The sequence below is a fragment of the Mycolicibacterium sarraceniae genome, assembly GCF_010731875.1.
GTDB classification, from domain to species: Bacteria; Actinomycetota; Actinomycetes; order Mycobacteriales; family Mycobacteriaceae; genus Mycobacterium; species Mycobacterium sarraceniae.
In genome coordinates, this window is the sequence record NZ_AP022595.1 from 1101383 (window position 1) to 1113106 (window position 11724).

Consider the following 11724-nt stretch of genomic DNA (forward strand, 5'->3'; position numbering starts at 1 on the left):
TCGCACTCTGGACCGGTCAACGCAAACCGACCCCTGCAGCGCAATCTCTCAGATTCGGGGCCACGCCGACAACGCCTCGATCAGATCAGGCGGCTCCCCCACGGTTTCTACCAGGCGTGATAGCCGCCGACGACCACTAATTCTGAGGGCCGGACGAGCGCCCCGCGTGCCAATAAGAGTCGGTGCGATTCCCACCCGCATCAATGCCGATGCTAGCGGCGAATGGGTATCGGGTGCGTGCGGATCCAATCCGAGCAGATATCGGTCGGCGTCCGGGACGCCTGCGGCCAGCGTCCAGGCCCGCAGCTCGCGGGCTCCCGGCAGCCATTGGGGCGGCACCGTCTTGACCGCTCCCCTGGTCCAGTCGGTGGCGATCCCCACCAAGCGCACGTCGACGGCAGTGCGCACCAGGGGGTTGTCCTCATCGGTGCGGGTGATGTCGGCTTCCAGCCCGGCGTCGGTGATCATGTCGGCAAGGGCTTGCGCCCGCCAGCGCTCGTCGACCACCACCGACAGGCGTGCCCCGCCGCCGACCATCACGACCTGTCCGGCTGCCGCAAGCAACCCGGTGAGGTCGGCGACCGCAGGGGGCACCGACTCCGCCGAGAAGAAGGACAGCTGGCTCACTATTCGACAGTAAGGCAGTCGGCGGGTAGCGGCCGCCCAGCTCTCAACGGGCGTGGCGAGTTCCCCAGAAGAAAATCTCCCGCGGGACACCCCCTAACGAAAGCACCCCCGATGCCCGTCACCCGGACGCTCGGGGGTGTTTCGCGATGTCGTTGTTGATTAGACTGCGCGCACGCCTGTGGCTTGCGGTCCCTTGGGGCTCTGACCGACCTCGAACTCGACCCGTTGATTCTCCTCAAGGGTGCGGAAGCCCGACCCCTGAATTTCCGTGTAGTGGACGAACACGTCGGCAGAGCCGTCCTCGGGTGCGATGAACCCGAAACCCTTCTCGGCGTTGAACCACTTCACAGTTCCCTGTGGCATCTTTCGTACTTTCCTTCTCTTCCAACCGGGAGCGGCCGACCGAGTTTTCGGCAGACCGGGCCCGTTCCGACCGCCATCCTTCGTGGAGTCGTCGGAACTCACCCGACCTACAGACCCTCGCAGGAACCGCGATCGCAACGTCGATCCTGCGAGTGCTGACACACGAACACAGAAGCTGCGACCGCACTTATCCAATCACGTCCGAGGCTCTTGCGACAGTCTCGGTGCTACTAACTGATGAACAATTCGATACAGGGCTGTAGACATTTTTTCGAAAGGGTTGATGTGAAATGGTGAGTTTCGGCAGCGAGCTGCTTAACGCGGCCATCGCCGGTGCCGAATCGTCGCCTGAGGCGCTGCGCCACGTCGCCGAGCTGCCGGCCCGCGAAGCCCAGGGCGCGGACTGGCCTGCCTGGGCTGATCCAGCCGTGCTCCGCGCGTTCCATGATCACGGAATCGCTCGCCCGTGGTCACATCAGGTCCGCGCCGCCGACCTCGCGCACTCTGGACGTCATGTCGTGATAAGCACCGGCACTGCATCGGGAAAGTCACTGGCCTTCCAATTGCCGATCATGGATGTGCTGGCACGCGATCCACGCGCCAGGGCGCTTTATCTGTCTCCCACGAAAGCGCTCGGCCATGACCAATTGCGCACCGCCCATTCATTGACCGCGACAGTGGCTGCACTAGCCGATGTCGCGCCGACTTCCTACGACGGTGACACACCGGCCGAGGTCCGCCGGTTCGCTCGCGAACGCTCGCGGTGGCTGTTCTCCAACCCCGACATGATCCACTTGTCGCTGCTGCGCGACCACGCCCGCTGGGCCGTGTTCCTGCGCGGGCTGCGCTATATCGTGATCGACGAATGCCATTACTACCGTGGAATTTTCGGCTCCAACGTGGCGATGGTGCTGCGCAGGCTGCTCCGGCTGTGTGAACGCTATGCGCCGGCATCGGCACCTGGGCCCACCGTCATCTTCGCCAGCGCCACCACCGCCGCGCCCGGCGAGACCGCCGCGGAATTGATCGGTCACACCGTGGGGGCGGTGACCGAGGACGGGTCGCCGCACGGTGCACGAACCGTGGCGCTGTGGGAACCCGAATTGCGCACCGACCTGCTGGGCGAGAACGGCGCGCCGGTGCGACATTCGGCGGGTTCCGAAGCCGCGCGCATGATGGCCGATTTGGTTGCTGAAGGTGCACGGACGTTGACTTTCGTGCGGTCCCGGCGGGGCGCGGAGCTCACGGCGATGGCCGCACGGGCCCGCCTCGAGGACATCGCGCCGCACCTGCAGAACACGGTCGCCTCCTACCGGGCGGGCTATCTCGCCGAGGATCGGCGCGAGCTGGAACGCGCGCTGTCCGACGGACGACTACGCGGGGTGGCGACGACGAACGCGCTCGAATTGGGGATCGACATCGCGGGGTTGGATGCGGTGCTGCTGGCGGGGTTCCCGGGGACGGTGGCATCGTTCTGGCAGCAGGCGGGTCGCTCCGGCCGGCGCGGTCAGGGGGCGCTGGTGGTCCTCGTCGCCCGTGACGACCCGCTGGACACCTACCTGGTTCACCATCCCGATGCGCTTCTCGACAAACCAGTCGAGCGCGTCGTCATCGATCCGGCCAATCCGTACGTTCTGGGACCGCAACTGCTCTGCGCGGCAACCGAGCTGCCACTGGACGAGGCGGAGGTGCGCCGATGGGAGGCCGAGCCGGTGGCAACCGAATTGGTCGATGACGGGTTGCTGCGCCGCCGCGGCGGCAAGTACTTCCCCGCCGCGGGGCTGGATCCGCATCCGGCGGTGGATATCCGGGGCTCGGCCGGCGGCCAGATCGCGATCGTCGAGGCCGGAACCGGCCGGATGCTGGGCAGCACCGGGGCGGGGCAGGCCCCGGCTACCGTTCACCCCGGTGCGGTTTATCTGCACCAGGGTGAGAGCTATGTCGTCGACTCATTGAGCTTCGCAGACGGGGTGGCGTTCGTGCACGCCGAGGACCCCGGTTACACCACCTTTGCGCGGGAGATCACCGATATCGCGATTACCGGAACCGGCGAGCGCGTGCCCTACGACGCAGTGACGCTGAGCCTGGCCCCGGTGTCGGTGACGCACCGGGTGATCGGCTACTTGCGCCGCCGATTGTCCGGGGAAGTCATCGATTTCGTCGAGCTCGATATGCCCGAGCACTGTCTGCCGACCACCGCGGTGATGTACACGATCACCCCGGAAGCATTGTTGGACATCGGAATTGACCCGCTACGATTACCCGGATCGTTGCATGCGGCCGAGCACGCCGCGATCGGCTTGTTGCCGCTGGTGGCCAGTTGCGACCGGGGCGATATCGGTGGCCTGTCCACCGCTGACGGCGCTGACGGATTGCCCACCGTCTTCGTCTACGACGGACACCCTGGAGGGGCCGGTTTCGCCGAACGCGGCTACCGGCTGGCTAGCACCTGGCTGGGTGCCACCGCAGCCGCGATCGACGCGTGCGAATGCCCGCAGGGCTGCCCGTCATGCGTGCAGTCGCCCAAGTGCGGCAACGGCAACGACCCCCTGGACAAGGCTGGCGCGGTCCGAGTCCTCAAACTCGTCCTGGCGCAGCTCGCCGGCGCGGATGCCTGATCGTTGTGCCGACCGGACCCCTCGAACGGTCAACTCCCCTGATCGAACACTCCCGCCGGCAGGTGCCCCGCCCTACTAGAGGCGTGACGCAAATACCCAACCGCCACGGCTGGCGCAAGGAAATCGACACCCCAGCGGTTTGCCGGATCGAATTTCCCGTTCTCACCTGCGCAATACCGAGGTGGGCATCCTAAGGTAACCGGCAGGTGACACCGTTAAACTTCAGAGCATGACCCACGATTGGCTGCTCGTGGAGACACTCGGTTCCGAACCCGTCGTGGTAGCCCAGGGTCGGCAGATGAAGAACCTGGTCCCGCTGGCGATCTACTTACGCCGCAGCCCATACCTGGCGGCGATCCAAACCGCTATTGCCGAAACCGTGGCGACCGGCAACAGCCTGGCCAGCATCACCCCGAAAAGCGATCGAGTGATCCGGACCGAACCGGTGCAGATGCCCGACGGCCGGATGCACGGTGTGCATATGTGGATCGGAGCTGCCGGCGCGCAGCCGCCGCAACGGCCGATACCCGGGCCGTTGAAGTGGGACATCACCGTTGGTATCGCCACCGACACCGTCGAATCGCTGGTCAACGCGGGCCGGGACCCCACTCAGGCCTCGACTCACGATATCGCCTTCGCCGAGCACCTTCCTGACCGTAGTTTCAACAGTGACGAGGCCAACGTGTTGTCCTTGGCCAAGGACGAGGACCCGGGCCGGACATATTGCACCACTTGGACTTTCACCGACAACGGCAACATAGTTCGGACCGGATTCGTGGCACGGACAGCGATTGAGGAAGTCGAGGACGGTGCCGAGCATCTGATCGCCCGCGCGATGAACCTACGCTGCGATGTGGACGAGGACGCCCTGCCTGCTGACCAGGTGGCGCAACGGATTCTCGACGGCCTCTCGCAGACCGGTGTGCACCGCGCACTCGTGGACCTCAGCAACTGGCATCTGCTTAAGTGGCTGGACGACCCCTGCCCGCATTACGACTGGCGTCACAGCATCCAGTTCCATCCCGACGACCGCGATCAGCTGATCCCGATGGCTGAGGAGTTCGAGACCGGCAGCACCAGCCGGATCCTACGGCTGCCCGGCGTCGGCAGTGGGTGGGTGCCGATGCATGTCACCGTCAACCGCCTGGAGGTCGACAACGGCAGCTTCGCTGGCTTGATCAGCCTGCGATTACCCACCGATACCGAACTAGCAGAGGCCAAGCTGCCGAACGCCTAGGAGACGGGCCCGGCCCGCGCGGTGGCGTGGGCGCGGCCGCCGAGCAGCCGGCCGGTCGCAACGTCGACGGCCACCATGACGTCGAGTTCGTCGATATCGCAGCCGCGCAGCGTCGCGCCCATGGCCCCGCTCACCACGGCTGCCTGCCGGCACGCGCTGTCGGCACCGCGCGGGAGCCACATCGCCGCGGCGAGCGCAGCCATGTCCGCACCGGCCTGCGCCCGATGGCGCGCCACGACGGCACTGCCGATCTGCACCCCGGCCAGCGCGATGGCGACCAGCGCGGCGATCAGGATCGCGGCCAATACCGTCGCGGCACCGGTGTCGTCACCGACCGGGTTCGGCGGCCGCGATGGCGTCGGCCCTGATGGTGACGCCAGGCAGCAGCCGGGAGTAGCCGCTGACAGTCGCGACGACGAACTCCCCATCGCGGCGCAGCTGCAGCGTCGCCCCGGCGGGCCCGACCCCCCGGGCCGCGGCGCCCGCACCGGTCTCATCGCCGCGGGCCGCCAGGCGCGCCGCTTCCCGCGCCGCGTCGATGCAGCGCACCTGCATCGCCACCGCAGTGAGGCCGCCTGCGCAGACGACGAGCACCACCACCAGCGTGGCGATGGCCAGCGCAGCCTCGACTGTGGCGAAACCGGCGTCACCGCTTAGACGTTCGTGTTGAGCGCGCGGTTGATGATGTTGGTCAGGGCGCCGACGATCGAGTCGCCGGTGACCACGCTGTACAGGATGGCGCCGAACGCTGCGGCGGCGATCGTGCCGATCGCGTACTCGACGGTGGACATCCCTGCGTCGTCGACCACCGCTATCGCGATTCGAGCCTTCAACTGTCGAATCATGTTGGCGAACAATACTTTTCCTCTCTATCACAGAATTCCCGACGAGAACACGTCCCCGGCCAAGCCGGCGACCACTGGCACAATGCCCAGGCAGATGAATGCGGGCAGGAAGCACAGCCCCAGCGGCCCGGCGATCAGCACCGATGCCCGCTCGGCAGCCGCCGAGGCAGCGTGGCCGGCATCCTGGCGGGACTGCTCGGCCAGTTCGGCCACTCCCTGCGCCAGCGCACTGCCCGATGAGGCCGACCTGCGCGCGAGGCGGGCCAGCGCCTCGCCACCGTCGGCCGCTTCTGCCGGACGAGACCAGGCGGTGTCCGGGTCTGCCCCCAACGCCAGCAGGTCGGCGGCCCGGCGCAACACCGCGCCCAGCAGTTTCGGGGCTGACGGTGCCGTCGCCGTGGCAGCCGCGGCCACCGACATCCCGGCGGCCAGGCACACCGCGAAAACATCGAGTGCGGACGCGGTGGCCAGTGGATCAGCGGTGCGCCGATGCCGAACCTGCACGGCGCGAACCGGCTCCACTCCGACCAGGCGGCGCACCGCAACCGGACCCGGTGCTAGCAGTATCGCGGCGGCCAATAGTATTGCGGCAGAACTCATATCAGAAGCCGATCGGTAATGCGGTCAGCCCACGCCAGGCCCGCGCAGACCAGGACAGTGCCTGCGATGAGCAGCCCGCCGCCGACCCCGCCACCGACCAGAAACCGGACAGGATGCGCACCGATCAACTCCCCCAGCAGAACACCGAGTAGCGGTAAGCCCGCCAGGATCGCTGCGGTGGCTCGCGCGCCGGCCAGCCCGGCCTCGACCCGGGCTGTGAACCGTTGCCGTTCGATGATGTCTCGTTGGGCAGCACGGATCAGCGCGGCCATCGCCAGACCGTGGTCGGCGGCCAACTGCCAACACACCGCGAGCCGATCCCACTGCGCGGGAACCGATGTCGCGCCGGCAACCGCCCGCAGCCCCGCTCCGACGTCGGCACCCAGTCCGGCTCGAGCGGCAACCGCCCGTAATGCGCTACCGATCGTGCCGTCAGACTCACGGGCGGCAATGGCGAAAGCGCGCACCGGATGTGCTCCGACCCTCAACTCGCCGACCAAAGTCTCCATCGCGCCCGCCAACGTCTGGCCCGCTCGGGCACGGTCTTGATCCCGACGGCGCCGACGGCCGCGAGCGAGCAGCGTGGCCCCCAGCACTGCCGAGGCGAGCAGGACGGTAGGCGGCAGCACCGCCACGATGACAACGGCGCCGGCGATCAGCGCAGGGCCCCGCACCCCGATCCGTGGCGTCGCCAAACCCAACCGCCAGCGCGGCGGCGGGGGTGCGGCCAGTACGGCGATCGCCAAGAGCACGGCCGCCACCGGTATGCCGGTCATGACCGTCGCGTTTCGATCAGCGTTGCCAATTGCTCGTGACCGCGCTGCCAACCGCGGTCGGCATGCCAGGCGGTCACCGCATGCACCGCACCGGTGTCCGCTCGACACAGCACCGCGACCTCAAGCAGTCGGCGCGACCCGTTACGGCCACGGCCCACATGGACCACGACCTGAACCGCGGCCGCCAGTTGGCTGTGCAGCGCGGCGCGGTCGAGCCCGCCGAGGGCAGCGAGCGCCTCCAGCCGTGCCGGCACCTCGGCGGGGCTGTTGGCATGCACTGTCCCGGCCCCGCCGTCGTGGCCGGTATTCAGCGCGGTCAGCAGATCGACGACCTCGGCTCCGCGTACCTCGCCCACGACAATCCGGTCCGGCCGCATTCGCAGGGCCTGGCGGACCAACTGCCGCACGGTGACTTCACCGGCCCCTTCCACGTTGGCAGCGCGGGCTACCAACCGCACGAGATGTGGATGCGGCGGCGCGAGTTCGGGAGCGTCTTCCACGCACACGATCCGCTCCGAGGATGAGACCGCGCCGAGCGCCGCCGCCAGCAGCGTGGTCTTGCCGGCGCCGGTGCCGCCAGAGATAAGGAACGCCAGCCGCGCCTCAATGATGCCGGTGAGCAGCTCTGCGGCTTCGGGCCCGATCGCGCCGGCCTCGATCAGGGCGGCGAGGTCCTGGGTGGCCGGCCGCAGCACCCGCAGCGACAGACAGGTTCCGGCTGCGGCGACCGGCGGCAGCACGGCATGCAAGCGGACCGAGAACTCGCCGGTGCCCAACCCGCTCAGTTGTCCGTCCACCCACGGCTGAGCGTCATCCAGTCGCCGGCCCGCGGCGACCGCCAGGCGTTGAGCCAGCCGGCGGACCGCGGCTTCGTCGGCGAATCGCACCGTCGTGGTCCGCAGCCCCTGACCGTCGTCGACCCATACCGCGTGAGGGGCGGTGACCAGGACATCTGTCGTTCCCGGTGCACGCAGCAACGGCTCCAACAGGCCGGCACCGGTCAGCTCGGTCTGCAGCATCCGCAGATTGGACAGCACCTCGGTGTCCCCGAGCACTCCTCCGGACTCGGCCCGGATCGCGGCGGCAACGGCCGCGGGCCGCAACGACGACGACTCGGTGGCCAACCGCTCGCGGACCCGCTCGACCAGTGAAGCGCTCATGCCGCCCGCACCTGGGTGCCGACCGGCAATACCTCGAGGACCGCACGGGCGGCTGTGCCTAGCGGGGACCGCCGCCGTAGGCGTAGACCACCGCGCTCCAGGCGTTCGGCGAGCCTGGGTTCAGGACGCATCGCCGCCAACAGTGGCAGCCCCGCGACCTGGGCCGCCTCGACCGCCCGCAGTCCACCCGGAGTCGGCCCACGAACCACCAGGCCGACGTTCGGGTTGATTTCACACAGCACCGGCGCCACCGTGGAGGCGGCCGCGACACCCCGCACATCGCAGGTGGTGATCACGACGACCAGGTCTGCGCGGTCGAGGGTGCCGGCAACAGCCGAAGTCATTCTCCGCGGCAGATCGCAGATCACGAGCATTCCTCCCCTTCGGCCCGCGTCGACCACCGCGTCGGCCGCCCCGGCATCCACCTCGTAGCCGTGCCGCGCGCCCGACAGCACGCTCACTCCGTGATGGTTGGGTAGTGCGTCGCGGACCGCAGCCCAGGCCAGCCGACCCCCGCGCAGGCTCAGGTCGGGCCAGCGCAGGCCCGGCACCAATTCACTGCCCAGGAGCAGATCGATCCCGCCACCCCAGGGGTCGAGGTCGACGAGCAGCGATGCCGACGCAACCTGGGCGAGCGCGGTAGCGAAGGTCGACGCGCCCGCGCCGCCACGACCGCCGGTCACGGCGATCACCCGGCCGGCACGCGGCGCCTCCCGCGCTGTCTCGGCAGCATCGACGAGATGCCGAACCAGATCGCCGTCCTGGGCCGGAAGTGCACAAACGTGCTGCGCGCCAACGGCCATCGCGGCCGCCCACGTCGGCCCCTCCGGCTCGGTCGATGCGATCAGAATCACCCCGTCGCGCCGGGGCAGGCCGTCGTGTTCGCACTGCCGGGCCGTTTCTTCGTCGAGCAGGATCGCGACCGCGGCCGACCACGCCTTACGGGTGAGAGGTGCGGAGGCCGCCACTGGTCGCAGTCCAGCGGCGGCGGCGACCCGGTCAGCCTGCTCACGGAGTTCGGGTTCGGCGAGGAGGATCACGACGACGTCCGGATTGGTGCTCACTCATGCAGCGTCGGATGTCCGAGCACAGCGCGCCAGAGAGCCGGGGCGCGATTGGGGATGAACGCGGATCTGGGGATGACAGGCGTCACCCGATGGGTGGCGCGGCGGAGGAAACGGGTAGCCACAAAGTGATCCCGGCAAGGTTTCTTGAGTTTGCCGGGATCTACAGATTTTTACTGGAGAAAAGAGACGACCCTCGCCAGGGGGGAGGAGGCGAGGGTCGTCGTGTATCAGCCCCGGGGGGTCGGGCTGATACACACTCGGCATAAGCCGAATATGCCCTACTATACACACGGCGATGTGGAGTCGCGCAAGTGTTGCCACCACTTCGAAACCATGTATTCGCTGAGAAAATGCAGGGTGCGACACGTGGCTTGGCCTGCCACTTTGGGCCCGGCCTCGGACCTGAGTCATACCGGCCTATCCTGAGTGACGTGACCGACCCCGTCTCGGACGCAGACCAGCTAATCGATCCTCGACTCGGGCCGGTGGCCGGCAGCCCGTCTCGCACCGCTGCCTTTTTCGATCTGGACAAGACCGTCATTGCCAAGTCAAGCACGCTCGCTTTCAGCAAACCCTTCTTCAATCAAGGGCTGCTCAATCGACGGGCCGTGCTGAAGTCCAGCTACGCCCAGTTCCTCTTCCTGATGTCCGGTGCCGACCACGATCAGATGGACCGGATGCGGTCCTATGTCACCGCGATGTGCGCCGGCTGGGACGCCGAACAGGTCAGAGCAATCGTCACCGAGACGCTGCACGACATCGTCGACCCCTTGGTCTTCGCCGAAGCTGCCGAACTGATCGCCGACCATCGACTCTGTGGTCGTGACGTGGTGATCGTGTCCGCATCGGGGGAAGAGATCGTCGCCCCGATCGCCCGTGCATTGGGTGCCACCCACGCGATGGGCACCCGGATGGTCACCGAGAACGGGAAGTACACCGGCGAGGTTGCTTTCTATTGCTACGGCGAGGCCAAGGGTGCGGCCATCCGCGAACTCGCCGCGTTGGAGGGCTACTCGCTCGAACACTGCTACGCCTACTCCGACTCCATCACCGACCTCTCGATGTTGCACGCGGTCGGTCACCCGGCCGTCGTCAATCCCGACCGCGCGTTACGCAAGGAGGCCACGGCCCAGGACTGGCCGGTTCTGACGTTCCTGCGGCCGGTGCCTCTGCGAGACCGCATTCCAGCGCCGTCAGGGGCTGCCGTGGCCACCACCGCGGCGTTGGGTGTCAGCGCGTTGGCCGCCGGAGCGTTGACGTATTCGGTGTTGCGGCGGTTGTCTTTCTAACGCGACCAAACCGTTGCCTTGCTACCCCTTGCTGTGATGGGGGTCACGGAGTACAAAGGAGGCACGGACGTCTGGGAAGGCCAAGATAGCGTCGGAAGAGAAGGCACTATCTCCCGACTCAAGCGTTCCAGCACGGTTCCCGGCACCCACGCGGAGCATGCCGCGATAATAGCAGAAGTGTTGCGGGCCTGCGTAATTGCGAAAAGCGAACAGACATAACGTCCCCTTGGGTGGGGATGTCACCGAAGCGCATCGCGAGACCGCCGAGGCCAACCCACGCAGCCCACCTGGCACGCTTGGTAACCAGGAAACCGTGTTAGCGGGCGGCGAGCTGAAGCAATTCGGATCGCCGCCCGCTTCGCTGCGCAGCCATCACTTCGATGCGGCTTCTGCGATCGACATCGCCTCGCGCGCACCATCTTCCAAGGCCTGACAGCTCATCAGCACCCAGGCGCCGACGGCCGCGGGTGCGCCCGTCGCGAACGCGCTAGCGCACGACGCGTATTCATCGGCACGGCGCATCCAGAACACCTCGGGCACTCCCAACCCATGCGGGTCCAGGCCGGTCGCCATTGTCACGAGCCGCGACACCGCGCGCGCCACAACACCGTCGCCGGCACCGAACGGTGCCAGGGTCAGTAGTTCACCGTGCGCGACGGCGGCCAGCACCGGGGCCGGAGCGTTACTTCCACCGGTCACCAACCGGGTGACCAAATCTAGCCGCGCGGCCACCTCCGGATCCTGTCGCGGCCGGCCCAGCAGATCCTCGTCGACCAGATCGGCCGCGGCCAGGGCGTGCAAGCGGGCCAGGGCCTGTAAGGGCGCGCGCTGCCAGACGCCGAGGAGATTGGTGGTTCCCCCCTCCAGCGCTTGACCGACCCGCAGCGCCCCCGCCAAGACCGGATCGTTCGGCTCGACGCGGGAACCATCCAGTTGCACCGCGCCACCATCGATGGCTGACGACGACCGCGCTCCACGCACCGCCGACTCGGCGGCAGTGACGGGCCAATTACGCAAATTGGTGCGGTGCCGGTGCGCCTTGGCCAAGGCATCCCGGGCCGCCTCGGCAGCACCCGCCACCCCGGGCAGATCCAGCAGCGGAGCCAAGAGATCACTCACGTTCACAGACGCTATCGGCGGCA

13 protein-coding genes are annotated in these 11724 nt (G+C 67.7%); 3 read left to right on the top strand and 10 right to left on the bottom strand.

The window, feature by feature from the left end; genetic code table 11:
- Positions 1–48: 48 nt before the first annotated feature.
- Entirely contained in the window at positions 49–627 is a 579-nt protein-coding gene (locus tag G6N13_RS05755) for a hypothetical protein (RefSeq protein ID WP_163695178.1), read from the bottom strand.
- Positions 628–786: 159 nt separating this feature from the next.
- Positions 787–990 (bottom strand): cold-shock protein, encoded by a 204-nt coding sequence (locus G6N13_RS05760; RefSeq protein ID WP_005138711.1) that lies wholly within the window; start codon positions 988–990, stop codon positions 787–789.
- Positions 991–1280: 290 nt separating this feature from the next.
- On the opposite strand from G6N13_RS05760, the gene G6N13_RS05765 reads away from it, so the two are divergent.
- Both G6N13_RS05765 and G6N13_RS05770 read left to right on the top strand, forming a co-directional pair.
- Positions 1281–3608: a DNA 3'-5' helicase SftH gene (locus tag G6N13_RS05765; RefSeq protein ID WP_163695179.1), complete on the top strand. Its 2328-nt coding sequence runs from the start codon at positions 1281–1283 to the stop codon at positions 3606–3608.
- 229 nt (positions 3609–3837) lie between these two features.
- Positions 3838–4845, top strand: a complete 1008-nt coding sequence (locus G6N13_RS05770; RefSeq protein ID WP_163695180.1) for a PAS domain-containing protein — start codon at positions 3838–3840, stop codon at positions 4843–4845.
- Here G6N13_RS05770 and G6N13_RS05775 read toward each other — a convergent pair.
- The 7 genes from G6N13_RS05775 to ssd are packed head-to-tail and all read right to left on the bottom strand — an operon-like array spanning position 4842 to position 9290.
- Positions 4842–5150, bottom strand: coding sequence for an Rv3654c family TadE-like protein (locus tag G6N13_RS05775; protein ID WP_235677944.1), 309 nt, complete (start codon positions 5148–5150; stop codon positions 4842–4844). The genes G6N13_RS05770 and G6N13_RS05775 overlap by 4 nt on opposite strands.
- A 22-nt stretch (positions 5151–5172) precedes the next feature.
- Positions 5173–5463, bottom strand: coding sequence for a TadE family type IV pilus minor pilin (locus tag G6N13_RS05780; protein WP_179965138.1), 291 nt, complete (start codon positions 5461–5463; stop codon positions 5173–5175).
- Positions 5464–5498: 35 nt separating this feature from the next.
- The gene (locus G6N13_RS05785; protein WP_163695183.1) at positions 5499–5690 is read right to left on the bottom strand and encodes a DUF4244 domain-containing protein; all 192 of its coding nucleotides are present in this window, start codon (positions 5688–5690) and stop codon (positions 5499–5501) included.
- 27 nt (positions 5691–5717) lie between these two features.
- Positions 5718–6290 carry a type II secretion system F family protein gene (locus G6N13_RS05790; protein ID WP_163695184.1) on the bottom strand — a complete coding sequence of 191 codons (573 nt, stop codon included), beginning with the start codon at positions 6288–6290 and terminating at the stop codon, positions 5718–5720.
- Complete coding sequence (locus G6N13_RS05795; protein ID WP_163695185.1) at positions 6287–7066, bottom strand: type II secretion system F family protein; 780 nt, start codon at positions 7064–7066, stop codon at positions 6287–6289. The genes G6N13_RS05790 and G6N13_RS05795 overlap by 4 nt, the downstream gene beginning before the upstream one ends.
- Entirely contained in the window at positions 7063–8226 is a 1164-nt protein-coding gene (locus G6N13_RS05800) for a TadA family conjugal transfer-associated ATPase (RefSeq protein WP_163695186.1), read from the bottom strand. Before G6N13_RS05800 ends, G6N13_RS05795 begins: the two co-directional genes overlap by 4 nt.
- Positions 8223–9290, bottom strand: a complete 1068-nt coding sequence (ssd, locus tag G6N13_RS05805; RefSeq protein ID WP_163695187.1) for a septum site-determining protein Ssd — start codon at positions 9288–9290, stop codon at positions 8223–8225. The genes G6N13_RS05800 and ssd overlap by 4 nt, the downstream gene beginning before the upstream one ends.
- A 434-nt stretch (positions 9291–9724) precedes the next feature.
- On the opposite strand from ssd, the gene G6N13_RS05810 reads away from it, so the two are divergent.
- Positions 9725–10582, top strand: a complete 858-nt coding sequence (locus tag G6N13_RS05810; RefSeq protein ID WP_163695188.1) for an HAD-IB family hydrolase — start codon at positions 9725–9727, stop codon at positions 10580–10582.
- A gap of 372 nt (positions 10583–10954) precedes the next feature.
- Here G6N13_RS05810 and G6N13_RS05815 read toward each other — a convergent pair whose 3' ends face one another.
- On the bottom strand, positions 10955–11701 hold the full coding sequence (locus G6N13_RS05815) for a Fic family protein (RefSeq protein ID WP_235677945.1): 747 nt from the start codon (positions 11699–11701) through the stop codon (positions 10955–10957).
- Positions 11702–11724: the final 23 nt, after the last annotated feature.